The 15,770-nt window shown below is 35.2% G+C and carries 18 protein-coding genes; 14 read left to right on the forward strand and 4 right to left on the reverse strand.

The window, feature by feature from the left end; all coding sequences use genetic code 11:
• The first annotated feature begins 31 nt into the window (after nt 1-31).
• The 6 genes from coxB to GHT08_RS02925 all read left to right on the forward strand — a co-directional run bounded on the left by coxB (nt 32) and on the right by GHT08_RS02925 (nt 5,834).
• Complete coding sequence (gene coxB, locus GHT08_RS02900) at nt 32-1,126, forward strand: cytochrome c oxidase subunit II (RefSeq protein WP_163579632.1); 1,095 nt, start codon at nt 32-34, stop codon at nt 1,124-1,126.
• A gap of 26 nt (nt 1,127-1,152) precedes the next feature.
• Nucleotides 1,153-3,003: a cytochrome c oxidase subunit I gene (ctaD, locus tag GHT08_RS02905; RefSeq protein ID WP_238343500.1), complete on the forward strand. Its 1,851-nt coding sequence runs from the start codon at nt 1,153-1,155 to the stop codon at nt 3,001-3,003.
• Complete coding sequence (locus GHT08_RS02910) at nt 3,003-3,623, forward strand: cytochrome (ubi)quinol oxidase subunit III (RefSeq protein WP_163579635.1); 621 nt, start codon at nt 3,003-3,005, stop codon at nt 3,621-3,623. Before ctaD ends, GHT08_RS02910 begins: the two co-directional genes overlap by 1 nt.
• Before the next feature lie 3 nt (nt 3,624-3,626).
• Complete coding sequence (gene ctaF, locus GHT08_RS02915; RefSeq protein ID WP_163579637.1) at nt 3,627-3,950, forward strand: cytochrome c oxidase subunit IVB; 324 nt, start codon at nt 3,627-3,629, stop codon at nt 3,948-3,950.
• Between the two features lie 519 nt (nt 3,951-4,469).
• A complete protein-coding gene (gene ctaG, locus GHT08_RS02920; RefSeq protein ID WP_163579639.1) occupies nt 4,470-5,360 on the forward strand; it encodes a cytochrome c oxidase assembly factor CtaG in 891 nt (296 codons plus the stop codon).
• Nucleotides 5,361-5,378: 18 nt separating this feature from the next.
• On the forward strand, nt 5,379-5,834 hold the full coding sequence (locus GHT08_RS02925) for a DUF420 domain-containing protein (protein ID WP_163579641.1): 456 nt from the start codon (nt 5,379-5,381) through the stop codon (nt 5,832-5,834).
• Nucleotides 5,835-6,181: 347 nt separating this feature from the next.
• On the opposite strand, the gene ytvI is transcribed toward GHT08_RS02925, so the two are convergent.
• Nucleotides 6,182-7,237, reverse strand: a complete 1,056-nt coding sequence (ytvI, locus tag GHT08_RS02930; RefSeq protein ID WP_163579643.1) for a sporulation integral membrane protein YtvI — start codon at nt 7,235-7,237, stop codon at nt 6,182-6,184.
• Nucleotides 7,238-7,341: 104 nt separating this feature from the next.
• Nucleotides 7,342-7,707 (reverse strand): YugN family protein, encoded by a 366-nt coding sequence (locus GHT08_RS02935; RefSeq protein ID WP_163579645.1) that lies wholly within the window; start codon nt 7,705-7,707, stop codon nt 7,342-7,344.
• Nucleotides 7,708-7,862: 155 nt separating this feature from the next.
• Here GHT08_RS02935 and GHT08_RS02940 point away from each other — a divergent pair, with 155 nt between their 5' ends.
• From GHT08_RS02940 to coaD, 7 genes are all read left to right on the forward strand, one after another.
• Nucleotides 7,863-8,900 carry a CAP domain-containing protein gene (locus GHT08_RS02940; RefSeq protein WP_163579648.1) on the forward strand — a complete coding sequence of 346 codons (1,038 nt, stop codon included), beginning with the start codon at nt 7,863-7,865 and terminating at the stop codon, nt 8,898-8,900.
• A 69-nt stretch (nt 8,901-8,969) separates the two neighbouring features.
• Nucleotides 8,970-9,359, forward strand: coding sequence for a spore coat protein YlbD (ylbD, locus tag GHT08_RS02945; protein ID WP_163579650.1), 390 nt, complete (start codon nt 8,970-8,972; stop codon nt 9,357-9,359).
• 10 nt (nt 9,360-9,369) lie between these two features.
• Nucleotides 9,370-9,603, forward strand: coding sequence for a YlbE-like family protein (locus tag GHT08_RS02950; RefSeq protein WP_163579652.1), 234 nt, complete (start codon nt 9,370-9,372; stop codon nt 9,601-9,603).
• A gap of 63 nt (nt 9,604-9,666) precedes the next feature.
• The gene (locus tag GHT08_RS02955; RefSeq protein WP_163579654.1) at nt 9,667-10,110 is read left to right on the forward strand and encodes a YlbF/YmcA family competence regulator; all 444 of its coding nucleotides are present in this window, start codon (nt 9,667-9,669) and stop codon (nt 10,108-10,110) included.
• A 29-nt stretch (nt 10,111-10,139) separates the two neighbouring features.
• The gene (locus tag GHT08_RS02960) at nt 10,140-10,418 is read left to right on the forward strand and encodes a YlbG family protein (RefSeq protein ID WP_018932787.1); all 279 of its coding nucleotides are present in this window, start codon (nt 10,140-10,142) and stop codon (nt 10,416-10,418) included.
• Between the two features lie 439 nt (nt 10,419-10,857).
• Entirely contained in the window at nt 10,858-11,427 is a 570-nt protein-coding gene (gene rsmD / locus GHT08_RS02965; RefSeq protein WP_163579656.1) for a 16S rRNA (guanine(966)-N(2))-methyltransferase RsmD, read from the forward strand.
• Nucleotides 11,420-11,905, forward strand: a complete 486-nt coding sequence (coaD, locus tag GHT08_RS02970; RefSeq protein WP_163579659.1) for a pantetheine-phosphate adenylyltransferase — start codon at nt 11,420-11,422, stop codon at nt 11,903-11,905. Before rsmD ends, coaD begins: the two co-directional genes overlap by 8 nt.
• A 98-nt stretch (nt 11,906-12,003) precedes the next feature.
• Here the strand turns inward: coaD and ylbJ are convergent, their stop codons facing one another.
• The gene (ylbJ, locus tag GHT08_RS02975) at nt 12,004-13,200 is read right to left on the reverse strand and encodes a sporulation integral membrane protein YlbJ (protein WP_163579661.1); all 1,197 of its coding nucleotides are present in this window, start codon (nt 13,198-13,200) and stop codon (nt 12,004-12,006) included.
• A gap of 164 nt (nt 13,201-13,364) precedes the next feature.
• Between ylbJ and GHT08_RS02980 the strand changes: the two genes are divergently transcribed.
• Entirely contained in the window at nt 13,365-14,390 is a 1,026-nt protein-coding gene (locus GHT08_RS02980) for a SepM family pheromone-processing serine protease (RefSeq protein WP_163579663.1), read from the forward strand.
• 71 nt (nt 14,391-14,461) lie between these two features.
• Here GHT08_RS02980 and GHT08_RS02985 read toward each other — a convergent pair whose 3' ends face one another.
• Nucleotides 14,462-15,703, reverse strand: a complete 1,242-nt coding sequence (locus GHT08_RS02985) for a nucleotidyltransferase (RefSeq protein WP_163579665.1) — start codon at nt 15,701-15,703, stop codon at nt 14,462-14,464.
• Nucleotides 15,704-15,770 lie beyond the last annotated feature (67 nt).

Raw genomic sequence — 15,770 nt, forward strand, 5'->3', positions numbered from 1 at the left:
TATTAAGTTAAAAAGAAAGAGAGGGTTAAACATGAAAGATTGGATGGGAAAAATCCGAACTCTGTCATTATTTTCTTTTTTGGTAATCATACTTTCAGCGTGCGGTAAAGACAACTTAACTGCATTAGTGCCAAAAGGATATGGGGCAGAACAATCATTTAATGTCATTATCATTTCAATTCTTGTAATGATTGTAGTCTTTGTTGTTGTAATGGCAATATATGTATATGTAATTTTTAAGTATCGCCAGAGAAAAGGACAAGAAGACCAGATCCCTAAACAAACAGAGGGGAACAAAACGTTAGAAGTAGTTTGGACAGTTATTCCAATTTTACTATTAATTATCATTGCTGTTCCGACTATTGCTAGTACATACGATTTAGCAGATGAATCAGAAAAAGAAGACAGTATTAATGTAAATGTAACAGGTTTACAGTTCTGGTGGAATTTCGAGTATCCGAATGAGGAAATTCAAACTAGCCAGGAACTTTATATTCCTGTAAATGAAAGAATCTATTTAAACATGATGTCCAGTGATGTAATCCATTCATTCTGGGTACCATCCATATCAGGTAAGATGGATGTAAGTCCTGAAAATGAAAATACAATGTACATTGAAGCTTACGAAGAAGGTGTTTACTGGGGTAAATGTACAGAGTTCTGTGGAGATTCTCACTCACTAATGGACTTTAAGATTGTGGCTGTCAGTCAAGAAGAATATGATCAGTGGGTAGATGCAATGCAAAACACTGATCCGGAATACACAGCAGAATCTGCTACTGCTCAGGAAGGCCAGGAGTTATTTGAAAATAGCTGTATAAGCTGTCATGCTATTGACGGAAGTGCAAACCATCCTGTAGTTGGTCCTAACTTAGCAGACTTTGCTAACCGTACAAAAGTTGCTGGGATCAGTGACTTCAGTAAGGAAGAAATCGTTAGATGGATTGTAGATCCTGCTGAAGTAAAACCAGGAAACGGGATGTTAGACGCACCATATCTTCAAGAGAATTCTATTGGGCAAGCAGAAGCTGAGAAAATCGCTGATTTCTTACTGGAATTAAAAGCTACTGATGAACCAGTAGACAGTGTTCAACAATTTAGAGAAAATGAAGCAAATGATAACTAAAGGGAGGTTAACTTAACGTGAGTACTATGGTAGCTACGAACAAAAAAGGCTTCGGTGCCACATTATGGGATTACTTAACAACAGTAGACCATAAGAAAATTGCTATTTTGTACCTCATAGCTGGTGGTTTCTTCTTTATCATTGGTGGTTTAGAAGCATTAGCTATTAGATGGCAATTAGTAAAACCGATGAACGACTTTGTAAGTGCAGGTTTTTATAACGAGTTAATCACAATGCATGGTACAACGATGATATTTCTGGCAGCAATGCCGTTAATCTTTGCGTTTATGAATGCAGTAGTGCCTTTACAGATTGGGGCGCGTGACGTTGCATTTCCGTTTTTAAACTCATTAGGTTTTTGGTTATTTTTATTTGGTGGAATTATGTTAAACGTAGGTTGGTTTACAGGTGGAGCAGCAGATGCTGGTTGGACAGCATATGCACCGCTTTCTACTACTTCACTAGGTGAAGGTGTAGACTACTATGTACTAGGTCTACAAATTTCAGGTGCAGGTACATTGATAGGTGGTATTAACTTCCTTGTAACGATTGTAAACATGCGTGCACCAGGTATGACTTATATGAGAATGCCACTATTTACATGGACTGCTTTTGTTGCGAGTGCACTTATCTTATTTGCATTTCCAGCATTAACAGTAGGTTTATTTTTAATGATGTTTGACCGATTATTCGGTGCAGGGTTCTTTGATCCTGCAATGGGTGGTAACTCTGTCATTTGGCAACACTTGTTTTGGATCTTCGGACATCCAGAAGTTTATATTTTGGCTTTACCTGCTTTTGGTATTTTTAGTGAAATTATATCAACTTTTTCTAAGAAGCGTCTATTTGGTTATACAGCAATGGTATTTGCAACTGTATTAATTGGTTTCTTAGGATTCATGGTATGGGCTCACCATATGTTTACTGTAGGTATGGGACCAGCAGCAAACTCTATTTTCGCTGTTGCTACAATGGCGATTGCCGTTCCTACAGGTATTAAGATTTTCAACTGGTTGTTTACCCTTTGGGGTGGTAATATTCAGATAAATACACCGATGCTGTGGGCATTAGGCTTTATTCCTACATTTACTCTCGGTGGTATGACAGGTGTTATGGTTGCAGCAGCATCTGCTGACTTTCAGTACCATGATACGTATTTCGTTGTCGCACACTTCCACTATGTAATTGTTGGAGGGGTTGTATTTGCATTACTTGCTGGTACACACTACTGGTGGCCAAAAATGTTTGGTACAGTCTTAGATGATAAATTAGGAAAAGTTACTTTCTGGTTATTCTTTACTGGATTCCACTTGACATTCTTTATCCAACATTTCTTAGGATTAATGGGGATGCCTAGACGTTATTGGGTATTTTTAGAAGGTCAAGGTCTTGATGCAGGAAATATGATCAGTACAATCGGTGCTTTCTTAATGGGAATTGGTACCATTGTTTTATTAATTAATATTATTAAAACAACTGCCAAAAATGAAAAAGTGAGTGGGGATCCTTGGGATGCACGTACATTAGAATGGGCAATACCATCACCACCACCTTTCTATAACTTTAAGCAATTACCATTAGTTCGTGGATTAGACCCATTATGGGTAGAAAAAACAGAAGGAAGAAAAGGCATGACACCTGCAGAACCACTTTCAGACATTCATATGCCAAATAATTCTTTCTTACCGTTTGTAATGTCTTTAGGTTTGTTCATTGCAGGCTTTGGCTTTATTTATCAAAAGTATGATTTATCATGGTTAATTGTATTATTTATTGGAATGGGTATTACACTAGGAGCAATGCTAGTAAGATCGATCAAAGATGACCTAGGTTACCATATCCATAAAGAAGACTTGAAGAAGGAGGCAGAGGAATAATGAGTGAACAAGATGTGCTAAATCCAAAACATATGCCTCATGACCCTGAAAAAGCCACCTTAGAAGGTAAAAACAAATTTATGGGTTTTTGGTTTTTCCTAGGTGGAGAAACTGTGCTATTTGCCAGTTTGTTTGGTACTTACTTAGCATTGAATAATTCCACAAATGGAGGTAAATCCTCTGAAGAATTATTTGGTCTTGAACTAGTTTTTATTATGACCATGTTACTCCTTACTAGTTCCTTAACTAGTGTGTATGCAATGTATCATATGAAAAATCAAGACTTTAAAAAGATGCAAGTCTGGTTAGGAATCACAGTTGCACTTGGCTTAGGATTCCTAGGTTTTGAAATTTATGAATTTTACCATTATATTCATGAATATGAATTTACAATGAGATCTTCTGCTTTTGGCTCAGCATTTTACACACTTGTTGGATTTCACGGAGGTCACGTTGTTTTCGGTCTATTGTGGATCATAACGTTAATGATTAGAAATGCCAAGCGTGGTTTAAACCTGTATAATGCTCCTAAATTTTATGTGGCGAGTCTTTACTGGCACTTTATTGACGTAGTATGGGTCTTTATCTTCACAGTAGTTTATCTAATGGGGGTGCTTTAACAAATGGCTGACAAAGTATCTGGAACTGCTGAACAATTTGATTTTGAGAAACAGAAAAGAAAAGATGAAATGAAACAACAAGTTATTACTTTTGCTTTAATGATTATTTTCACTATCGTTGCGTTTGCAATGGTTATCGCGGAATTGGATAGGCTATTTGTTATTCCTGTACTATTAGTGTTAGCCGCTATCCAAGTTGGTTTTCAAATGTATTATTTTATGCATATGAGTCATAAAGGACACGAACTACCAGCTTTAATGTTCTACGGTGGAGTGTTTGCTGCATTTTTAACAATCCTAGCACTTGTAGTATTAGTTTGGTGGTAATTCAAAAAGCTTGAGAAGTTTAATTCACTTCTCAAGCTTTTTTATATAGAAAGAAAGTATAAAATCAGCGAAAAGACCGTTTTAAACAAAGTAGTTATTTTGAAATGTTTGATGTATCTGGTAAGAAAAAATGGGGATTTGTCTAGCTTCGAGCAACCAGAAACTAGGCGACTTCACAAATTGCCCTACGATAAGTTATCATCACCTTCATCTCAGTTAATTCTGAATTCGCTATGTTTCTAATCGGGTGCTCTGCGCTTTTTCTTATATTTGCAACTCTCCAACTAATTACTTCGCTTTCCGCGGAGTTTTTTTCCGAATCAGCACTATGATTCAATAATAATGGAAGGAAGGTCGTTGGTTTGAAGTTATAATCTATTCAGAAGAGTGGAAGAAATGTTTGGTTATGCTAATGTGTTCATTAAATTGTTGAAATATAATATTTATATTGCTTTTTAATAACTGGTAAGTTCGGTATAATAAGAAATAGTTGTTATGATATAAAATGGAGTGATATACATGTGGCAAGAGTTGCAAATATTTGGTTTTCGTGCATTATGGAGTCCTTATTATGTTTTATTTATATTAAGTTTAACTGTTTTATATTATTTATTTTTCATAAAACGAAAAGATGATAAAAAAGCAGATATTAAACAAATTTCTTATTTCTATAGTGGTTTATTTTTACTCTATATGATTAAAGGATCTCCGATAGATTTATTATCTCATATTATGTTTACCGCCCATATGATACAAATGGCTTTATATTATTTATTGTTCCCGATTCTGATCATTAAAGGGATCCCGGTTTGGGTGTGGCAAAATATATTCCGTCTGTCTGTAATTGGTCCAATATTACGCTTATTAACAAAGCCTTTAATCGCTTTACTGCTGTTTAATGGATTGTTTTCTATCTATCATATTCCAGTGGTTTTCGATTACGCTAAAGCAAATGACATTGCACATGCTCTGATCACATTAACTATTTTAGTCGCTGCATTTATTGTCTGGTGGCCAATCTTTACACCAATAAAAGAGATGGATACGATGTCACCTTTACTTAAACTTGGCTATATTGCGGCAAATGGAATCTTAATAACACCTGCTTGTGCGCTTATTATTTTTGCTAATACTACTATATATACGACTTATAGTGCTACTGGCGGATGGATACAAGCATTGGCATTATGTGTGCCTGAGGACGTATTAAGTAGTCTGTCGTTAAGTGGACCAGAAATGTTCTCACCATTAGGGATATTGGAAGATCAACAACTTGGTGGAATTGTCATGAAAATTACACAAGAAATTATTTATGGTTCAATCTTAGCCCGAATTTTCTTCCCATGGTTTAGAAGTGGCGCAGATAAAATCGATCCGTTACCGACTAGCCAACATACAGAACAAATTTAATTGGAAGGATTGGATCTGATGGAATTATTACCGACTATAAGTACATTTTTTATTATATTAAGTGCGATACTAGTTGCTATTGGTTGGCGCTTAGTAGTTAAAAAGCAATACAAAGCTCATAAAAAAGTGATGATAGCAGGAGCATTAAGTGCACTAGCCTTCTTTATCATTTACATGTCCAGAACAATTTTCGTGGGAAATACAAGCTTTGGTGGACCAGAGGAATTAGAAGTTTACTACACGATATTTTTGATTTTTCATATTATACTAGCAACTTCTGGAGCAGTTTTTGGTGTTATAACTTTAACATTAGCATTTAAGCGAAATATTAAAAAGCACCAAAAAATTGGCCCTGTGACAAGTGTTATTTGGTTTTGTAGTGCTATTACAGGGGTAATGGTATACTTATTATTGTATGTCCTCTATGACGGTGGAGAAACAACAAGTTTATTAAAGGCAATTTTAGGTACATAAAAAAGCTGAGCATTATGCTCAGCTTTTTTTAACTTGTAAGGAAAGTATATAAACATTGGTATCACAACTTTTATAAGCAAGTATGATAGGAAAAGGTGATTTATTACGCATATTTAAAAAACAAGAATAGCTATATATATGGAGTTGCCATTTTGAAAGCTAGCTAGTGCAAGTCAACCGCTACGGCTGACCGTTTCGCTATCCTTTTTTTACAACGAATAATAGAAAAAGTATATCAGTTTTTATAAACCTTATTAGTAATTTCCTATGCCATACCTAGAAATTTGAATTATTATTCCACAATAAATTTTTTGAATTGGTGTAGATAAAAGATACAAATGTCTCTGTTAGATTTTGAAATTCATTTTAATAATACCGGCTTCTTTTGCCGAATTGAAGGCTATCACAAGCAACGGACCAACAATAAACCCTAAGATACCTAATAGTTTGAGTCCAATATACATAGCAATAAGTGTAGCGAGTGGCGATAAGCCGATATGTTTACCCATTACTTTTGGTTCCACGGTTCTTCTAATGGCAAGGAGAATGATAGCTAAGATAGCTAATTGCCCACCGATAAATAAGTCACCTGTAATTAGCATATAGAGAGCCCATGGACCCAATATCGCAATAGAACCAATAATAGGTATAAAATCAATAATCCAAATAATTAAGGACATAATTAACGCATATTCCGGTACTATAATGTATAGACCAATAAGTGTCACAATAAAAATGATGATACTTACTAAAAACTGTGCTTTAAAAAAGCCAAAAATTACGTAAGACAAACGGTCGTTCATAAATTTCACTTTATCTGCTGTGCTTTCTTTTAAATGGCTATATGCTTTTGCTTTTAAGCGAGGTATTTCTAGCATAAACATAAATAAAGCAATTAAGTATACAATTAAACTAACCAGATAATCTGGTACTTTACTAGCAACTTTGGCGATTTCCTCAATCCGTAGCATGTCACTAACGTTGTTACTTAAGGCGGTTGTAGTGGATTGTATTTGTCTATTTACTTCTTCAACAAGTTCTTTTGGTAATTCTTCAGTAAAATGATCAAATTCTGTTTCCCATTGGAGTAATTGATCTTTTACTTGAATAATGTAGGATGGTACATTTTCAGCGAAATTTATGACTTGCCCAACTATTTTAGTTACTGCATATGTTCCGATGATACTGATGATTATGAGAAACAGGAGAAATACAATGGTAACGGAAAGCTTACGGTTTATCTTTAGTTTTCTAATAAACCATCGTACAACCGGGTTCAGGATCAATGCTGTAACAAATGCTAATATAAGGGGAATCGAGACTGGTAAAATAAATATAGCTACTAAAAGTAAGAATAGGATTACAAAAAATAATTTGATATGTTTTTTATTGAGATTTTTCATTAAGTAAGCTTGAAACTCCTTTCACAATCATAATGAACACATAGAATCCTTATGAAAAACGGCTGTATTCCGGATACAGCCGTTTTTATTAAGAATGTGGACCACTATTTAACAAACGGTTCCATATTTTCTTTTGCATTTTGTAATAACTTTGATGCTCTCTCAACTGTAGTAGCAGGGAACTCCTCTTCCTCTCCATACTCAATACCGTGAGGATAATAATGCTTCCCTAATAAAGGTGTTAGCAATTTGATTACTGCATCACCTCTATCAACATCACCCTCCACTGCATAGCCTTGAACTCTTATGTAATATGTAATGTTTTTTTCAGGCGATCCAATCTTATAATCATATGTCACACGTTCATAATCCCACTGGTCTGCTCGTATAAAATTAGCTTTTGCCATTGCATGATCTAATGGTTGTAAATCAATTAATACGTCTTCCATTCCTGTGTTTGTAATTTTCATACTTTCACCTCATCTAAAATTATCACTAAACCTATAATAGTATGAAATGCCAAAAGATGCAATTTAAAAAAGTTTATTCCCTATTAAAAACTTTCATGATTAATATAGAGTTGCATATAATGGAGTTAACACAAGTAAATAATAGGTGGGATTACATGAAAATAAAAGTGGTATCTTTTATCCTAATAGTGTTTTTAATAGTTTTGTTTAGTTTATTTTACTTTCGTCAACCTGATGGCCCTCAATTAGTGCATTATCATAAAAAACCTACACTTACCAAAAGTGATAAAGTTCATTTGGCTGAAGATCATACACTTATCATTCAACAAAATGCTGTATGGAAATATCTAAATCAAAATATAGATAATTTTGTTTCCGTATACGGAGAACCGGATCGTAAAGACCCTTCATTATATGACTTTGAATGGTGGGTATTTAAGCAAGAAGATTTCTATATACAGGTAGCGGTGCAGAATGAAACGATTTTAAGTATTTATTCCAATGCGGATACATTAGACTTTAGTCCGCTAGAAATTGGACAGACAATAAAGGAGATCGAAGAAATATATCAATTGCAAGAAGAAATTGAGTTTGATCATATACGGTTTAAATTGACTGAAGACGATTTACAACAAAGGCCTGTTTTAAGACTATCTGAAGAGGTATTTGCTCAGTTATATATCGATCAATTCACGGAAAAATTAGCAGGTATACGACTGCTGAATAAAGACGCGTTTGAGTTGTTAAAACCTTATGAGTTGTTCTATTGGGGTGAAATAACAGAAGCTAGTGAACCAGATGAAGATCAATGGAAAGCCATTGAGGAAGGATTAGAACAACAAATTTTTGACTTAACAAACGAAATACGCACCGAATATGAATTGGAAATATTATCGTGGGATGACCAGGCAGCAGATGCTGCAAAAGCTCATAGTCATGATATGTTTGAAGAGAATTATTTTTCCCATTATAGCTTGAATGGTGATGGATTGAAGGAACGCTTGTTAGCCGCTAATGCTCATTATTTATCTGCAGGAGAGAATATAGCTGCTCATTATGTTGATGCGCCAGCTGTCATTCACGGATGGCTTAACAGTGAGGGGCATCGGGAAGCTTTATTAAAAGAAGAATATACACATTTGGGTGTTGGGGTTTACCAATCATTTTACACCCAAAATTTCATTCAAAAATAATGCAAAAAGCACAAAAATAGGCCATTTGCATATATTGTGGTAGAGAAGTTGTAAGAGAGGAGTACAGCAATGAAAAATGCATCCAATCCTTCTGTACAACAATTTAAAGCATTTATTCATGAGCATCCACTTTTAATAAAGGAAATTAAAAGTGGAAATATGAGCTTGCAAGAGGCTTATGAGCAATATGTTTTATTAGGCGAGGAAGACCCTGCTTGGGGAAAATATAAGGCTAACCATGACAAAAACGAATCGAAAGATACCACCACAAATCAACTATATCAAAAATTTTGGAAACATATAGAAAAATTAGATGTGAATCAAGTAGAAAATCATATTAATGATCTAAATGGCGCTATAGATAATATTGTAACATTGATCGATCAGTTTAAACAGTTTCGAAATAATCAAATGGGCCAATCTCAATCAGACAATTTCTTTTATAAACCAAAGGATTAGGAGGATCTAGATGGAGCCGGAGACCTATCGTTTTATCCAGCAGCGAGAAGACTTGTGGCGTTTCATTCGGCTGAATCCTGAGTGGTATCGGTATTTAACAAGAAATCCAAGTAGGATTGGCGAATTGGAAACAGAGGCAAAACAATTTTATGGAAAAACGTTACCTCAACGTATGGAAAAAGCACAACAAAATATACAGATGGTACGATTACTAATGCAAATGGCAGGCTCTTGGAATGATTAGAGTGCTGCCTCTTTAATTTCTTTCTTATAATTGGTATGATAAAGATATGGAGGTGTAAGAGTTATGTTAGCAACAATGGAAATTGTTGATATTCTAGATAAATCAGAAACACTAGGTCAGATGGTATTAGAATCTGATGTTATGCAGGATTTTTATAAAGCAAAAGAAGTAATGGAACAGGATGAAAAAGCACAGGAGCTAATCACAAGCTTTAATCAAATAAAGCAATCGTACGATGAAGTAGAAAGGTTTGGCAGATATCATCCTGATTATAGTAAAATAATGAAAGAAATACGTGTAGCCAAACGTGAGATGGATATGCATGAATCCATTGCTGCTTATAAAATGGCTGAAACCAATCTTCAGAAATTTCTAGATGAGATTACTCAGTTAGTAGCTTTTAGTGTAAGTGATAAAGTAAAAGTTCCGATGGATGGAGCAGCACTTACAGATGGTGGATGTGGATGTGGATCCGGAAGCAGTGGGTGTGGCTGTAGAGCTTCTTAGCGAAATGCAGTGAAAAGTGAGGTGGCCTTATGCTAGTAAAAAGACAAGGATTAATTGTTTGGTTTCATCAAATGAAGCATGTTAAACATATTAAAAAATTTGGTCATATGGTTCATGTGTCAAAAAAGTTAAAATATGCAATGATATATGTTGATCAAGAAAAGTTAGATGATACATATCAATCGCTGTTAAAATTACCTTTTGTCACAAATGTCGAACCCTCTTACAAACCATTTATTAAAACGGATTTCGAAAGTAAATCGTTTGATAAAGAAGAAAAAGAATATGACTACAAAATGGGAATATAAGAAAAGCGCAGAGCGCCCGATTAGAAACGTAGCGACTGGAACGACTTAACTGAGATAAAGGAATCACGGTGAGTTCACGAACCGATTGATGACTTATCGTAGGGCAATTCGTGAAGTCGCCTAGTTTCTGGGCGCTCGGAGCTAGACATCTGCGCAAAATTTATACTTTCCTAGAATATAAAAAACAACCTGCAGTTCATTAACAACTGCAGGTTCTTTTTATTTTCTAAAAAAGAAAATAAAAAGATAAAGGGAGAGGAGAAACCGGAGGAAGAACTTATGGGGAAATGTAAGTCTTCTCCGTATTTAAGCAACTTTTTATGTTGCTATATTTAGAGTTTGTACAAAACCGATTGCTTTTATACAAATGAATTTGAGAATTTTGTTACTTTCGTGCTATAGTAAGGGAGATTTAAAAAGCAGGAAAGAAGGGAATGCTTTGAGAATAATTGCTGGTGATTTTAAAGGTAACAGAATTCAGGCAGTTCCTAACCAATTAACAAGACCTACTGGGGACAAAGTGAAAGAGTCTTTATTTCAAATGATTGGACCTTTCTTTGATGGTGGAATATGTCTTGATTTATTTGCCGGTAGTGGTGCTTTGGCTATAGAGGCCATTAGTAGAGGAATGAATAAAGCGATTTTAGTGGACAAACAACCTAAAGCAATCTCTATTATTCATCAAAATGTGAGCCATTTACATATTCAAGACAAGGTAGAAATATATCGTAATGATGCTTTTAGAGCCATAAAGGCTTTACAAAAAAGAGCATTACAGTTCGATACTATTTTTTTGGATCCACCCTACCATAAAGTGTCTTATGATAAATTGTTGCAAGGTATTAGTTCAACAGACATAGTCACTGAAAATGGGCTCATTATTTGTGAGCATGATCCTAATATTAGTATGGAGGATAGCTACGAAGGGTATCATATATGGAAACATGAAGTATATAACACCACTACTGCTATCACGATTTTCAAGAAAGGTGTGAAAGATGATGACTAGACTAGCAATTTGCCCTGGCAGTTTCGATCCAGTAACAAATGGTCACCTGGATATTATTCAAAGAGGAGCTAAAGTTTTTGACGAAATTATTGTTGCTGTTTTTAACAATCAATCCAAAAATCCACTCTTTACCGTTGAGGAACGAGTTCACCTTTTGGAAAAAGCTACAGAGGATTTCGATAATATATCGGTAGATGCATGTAGTGGTTTATTAATGGATTATGCTAAAAGTAAAAATGCTCAGGCTGTGTTACGCGGATTAAGAGCAGTATCCGACTTTGAATATGAACTACAGCTTACCTCTATGAACCGAAAACTAAATGAAGAAATTGAAACGTTTTTCATGATGACAAACAATCAATATTCTTTTCTAAGTTCAAGTATGGTAAAGGAAATAGCAAAGTATCATGCAAATGTATCGGATTTAGTACCTCCAGTTGTGGAAGAGGCACTAAAAGAAAAGTTTAGCAATGTTTAATTTTTATTAAGGGGCTAAACGTCTGTAAGCCACCCACTTCAAGATTCAAGTAACAGAAGGAAGCTCTATGTGAGGGGGAACAGACGATAACACCTTGATCATAGTCTTTCTTTTTGTTTCATTAAAATAATCAAATAGATAAATAAAGCTGACAGGGTGAAGATGAATCCCATTTGTTCAAACATTAAGTATAACTGCTGAATGTTGTCAACAGATGGTTGTGCTATAGCTGCTATGACCGTTTCATTAGTTGTTTGTAAGCTTTTATAAACAGGTACATATAGTATGGTTACAATAATGCCAGCGAAAATACCATGTAACAAACGAGCAAAGAAGTAAGGCGTAAATCGGATATCTGTTTCCGCAAGTATGCTGGCAACTTGCGCCTGAACAGAAAAACCATTAAAGGCTAGGATAACGGAAACTAAAATAGCTTTAATTAAAGTAGATGAATCAGCGCTTGCTACTTCGTTTGCTCCTATGGTAATTTCAAACATACCTGATAATAGTGGTAAAGCCAACTCGCCTGGTATTTGAAACCAGCTTAAAATAATGCTGATACCTCCTGATATAAATTGAGCAATTTGTACTTCGCGTAAGATTTCTGTTATAACCGAAAAAAGAATGATAAAGCCACCGATAACAAGTAATGTTTGAATAGACTGGGTTACAGAATCTCCTAATACTTTCCCTAGCGCTCTTTTGTCCCTCATTCTTGCGTGATGGAGTTGTGTCATAGCTTTTGCGATAGAGAAGTGTTGTGTTGAATGACGATTTCTTTCGTGGTACTTGTAAAATCGCATACAAATACCGACAAAGAAATTGCTAGTATAATGAGTGATAGCGAGCAATATACCTAGCTTGTGATCATGAAAAAAGCCGATTGAAACAGCTCCAATAATAAATAATGGATTAGAGGCATTTGTAAAGCTAACAAGCCTTTCTGCCTCTGTTTTTGATAGTTGATTTTCTTGTCTTAATCTTGCGGTGAATTTCGCCCCTGACGGATAACCACTAGCCATTCCCATTGTCCACACAAACCCACCAACACCTGGGACATTAAATAGTGGCCTCATGACAGGTTCAAATAATACCCCTATAAAATGTACAACTCCAAAAGCGATTAATAATTCAGCTACAATAAAAAAAGGTAATAACGAAGGGAATACAACATTAGCCCAAACATCTAACCCTCTCTGGCTAGCTTTTAATACTTCTTGAGGGAAAGTTATAATCATGGTTGCCATAAATACGGAGACTGATGCATAGATAATAGAATACAACTTTTGCTTCAAGTTTTGCACTCCTTTAATAGCACTTTTCTGTACCTTTATCAGAATGAGTAGTAAAATATGTAGTGTTTTTAAGTTTGTCCTTCATTTAAATATACGCAACTGTATAGAAGAATTATGACTTATCTTCAGATAAAATTGGAAGACCGTGAAAAGGAAGGGATTAGATGTTTCAGACAAAAAGTAAAGCAAGAATAATTGGTTTTTTCGTAGCATTGATTATCATTTTCTTATTATTTAGCTATCAGTTACCCTATTATATCCATAAACCGGGACATGCAGATCCGCTAAATCCTGTTGTAGAAGTGGATGGAGCCTCAGAAAGTGAAGGAGATATGCATCTTGTTACTATACAAGGCGGAAGGGCTACACCATTTCAATATATGATGGCTTTATGGAGAGATTATCACGATATACTACCGATCGAGGAAGTACTAGTGGATGGGATGACAGATGAAGAATATCGACAAATGCAGTTGATGATGATGGAAAGTTCACAAGAGGCATCAACTGTTGTTGCTTATGAAGCAGCAAATAAGGAGATTAACATCGATTATCAAGGAATTTATGTAGTGTCAGTAGTAGAAGACATGCCAGCTGATGGAATCTTACAGTCAGCAGATGAAATTATCGAAATCGATGGACATACGATAAATGAGGCTGAAGACTTGATTGATTATGTAACAACAAAAAATGTTGGTGACAGTGTATCGTTAACGGTAAAACGAAATGAGGAGACTTTTGAAACAGATATTACCTTGGAAGCTCTTGATGCGTTAAATGGGCAACCAGGTATTGGAATTCAACTAGTTACAAACCGACATGTGACGGTATCACCAGAACTAACTTTCTCTAGTGGTGAAATTGGGGGGCCGAGTGCAGGATTGATGTTCTCGTTGGAAATCTACGATCAATTAACACCAGAAGATATAACGAAAGGTTATCAAATCGTTGGTACGGGTGAAATTGATTACCAAGGCAATGTAGGGAGAATTGGTGGCATAGATAAGAAAGTAGTTGCAGCAGACCGCGAGGGATGTGATATCTTCTTCGCACCTAATGAAAACGGTAGAGAAGACTCAAACTATCAAGTAGCAAAACAAGTTGCAGAAGATATCGGAACAGACATGGAGATCATTCCTGTTGATACCTTCGACGACGCCTTAGACTATCTTGAAAATCTAAACGGATAAGAGGATAAACACCATTAAATAAACGAAAGTGAAGTAACCTTCCATTCTGGTTAATTAAGACGCCTTAATTATTAAGGCGTCTTAAATATTGGTTTTTGATAGGATTGTTTCGTTAAATACTTTTGTGAAGATAGAGGTAAAACGCTGTAATAGGCATGATCAATACGCTCTTCAAAATCTTGATAAGGGTAGGGCTTCTTACTGCTTGTAAACCACTCTACATCGATATCTTTTTTTCTGGCACTTAAATAGTTTTGACCATTTTCACTCATAGCTAAAATTCGAATAGCAGACGGTTGTCTTTCCGTTACGAAAGCTTCGATTTCGCTAGAGTATGTATTGGTCAAGAGATGTGTAAATACGCGTTGTAAACTAGTCCAAGTATATCTTTTTGTTTTTAACGATTCCATCCAATTTGAAAAGGAATCTGCGTTTTTCGCGGTTTTAACTATTCGATTCTCTAACCCCTCTTTAATACCATGAATATTAGCAAATTCTTCTTTTTTCATCGTTGATATCCGATATTTTAATAATGGGAAATATGCCTCCCAATCATGCCAAGTACCATGAAGTTCTTTATATTCTTCAAGTTTTTCTTTGGTTAGGTGAGGGATAGCATCGTTCAGTTCATTATTTTTAGTATGATCTGACAATAATTGATTGCGAATACTAGTTGCGCTAGCTATAGGATCATGGATTTCACGATCATGATAATTATTTTTAATTCGTTTAATTGTGTAAGGTGTTATGGCTGTATGTAGATCAAATATATTTTTGACATATTGATACCCAAGTATATTATTTGGTTTGGCAAAATCGATAGACAGCGTTTCTCCACCAATCTTATTGAAAGCTATGTTATTTGCTTTTGGATAGGAATGACCTTGGCTTAAAGCATTCGTTAAATAATGGTCATAGTCTTCCTGATGTTCCGTAATGAAATGATACAATGTATTAAAGTCTTCTATTTCCCCGTGTTCACTTCCAAAACACAATGAATCAGCTTGCAGACTATTTAAAATTTTGACTGCACCATTTGCAAAAAGCTCACTATGTTGAACGGCATAAAAATAAGGTAGTTCCACTACGAGGTCAATCCCTTGTTGTACAGCTATTTTGGCTCTGGTGAACTTATCTAAAATCGCTGGCTCCCCTCGTTGTAAAAAGTTTCCACTCATGACTGCAATCATACATTCCGCACCTGTCACACGCTTTGCCTGTTGAAAGTGATAGTGATGTCCGTTATGATAGGGGTTATATTCAACAATTAAACCACATGCTTTCAGAGCAACCACCTCCACCATTGATTTCATGAATGATCTTTTAAGTTAATGTGCATGATAAGCATATTGTAGTAAGTATATCATATAAAGTAAGTCT

Origin of the sequence: Gracilibacillus saliphilus (assembly GCF_010994085.1) — a bacterium.
GTDB lineage: Bacteria > Bacillota > Bacilli > Bacillales > Amphibacillaceae > Gracilibacillus > Gracilibacillus lacisalsi.

Coding starts and splice junctions, on each gene's coding strand:
- coxB (WP_163579632.1), top strand. CDS start 32: ATGAAAGATTGGATGGGAAAAATCCGAACTCTGTCATTATTTTCTTTT.
- ctaD (WP_238343500.1), top strand. CDS start 1,153: ATGGTAGCTACGAACAAAAAAGGCTTCGGTGCCACATTATGGGATTAC.
- GHT08_RS02910 (WP_163579635.1), top strand. CDS start 3,003: ATGAGTGAACAAGATGTGCTAAATCCAAAACATATGCCTCATGACCCT.
- ctaF (WP_163579637.1), top strand. CDS start 3,627: ATGGCTGACAAAGTATCTGGAACTGCTGAACAATTTGATTTTGAGAAA.
- ctaG (WP_163579639.1), top strand. CDS start 4,470: ATGTGGCAAGAGTTGCAAATATTTGGTTTTCGTGCATTATGGAGTCCT.
- GHT08_RS02925 (WP_163579641.1), top strand. CDS start 5,379: ATGGAATTATTACCGACTATAAGTACATTTTTTATTATATTAAGTGCG.
- ytvI (WP_163579643.1), bottom strand. CDS start 7,237: ATGAAAAATCTCAATAAAAAACATATCAAATTATTTTTTGTAATCCTA.
- GHT08_RS02935 (WP_163579645.1), bottom strand. CDS start 7,707: ATGAAAATTACAAACACAGGAATGGAAGACGTATTAATTGATTTACAA.
- GHT08_RS02940 (WP_163579648.1), top strand. CDS start 7,863: ATGAAAATAAAAGTGGTATCTTTTATCCTAATAGTGTTTTTAATAGTT.
- ylbD (WP_163579650.1), top strand. CDS start 8,970: ATGAAAAATGCATCCAATCCTTCTGTACAACAATTTAAAGCATTTATT.
- GHT08_RS02950 (WP_163579652.1), top strand. CDS start 9,370: ATGGAGCCGGAGACCTATCGTTTTATCCAGCAGCGAGAAGACTTGTGG.
- GHT08_RS02955 (WP_163579654.1), top strand. CDS start 9,667: ATGTTAGCAACAATGGAAATTGTTGATATTCTAGATAAATCAGAAACA.
- GHT08_RS02960 (WP_018932787.1), top strand. CDS start 10,140: ATGCTAGTAAAAAGACAAGGATTAATTGTTTGGTTTCATCAAATGAAG.
- coaD (WP_163579659.1), top strand. CDS start 11,420: ATGACTAGACTAGCAATTTGCCCTGGCAGTTTCGATCCAGTAACAAAT.
- GHT08_RS02980 (WP_163579663.1), top strand. CDS start 13,365: ATGTTTCAGACAAAAAGTAAAGCAAGAATAATTGGTTTTTTCGTAGCA.
- GHT08_RS02985 (WP_163579665.1), bottom strand. CDS start 15,703: ATGAAATCAATGGTGGAGGTGGTTGCTCTGAAAGCATGTGGTTTAATT.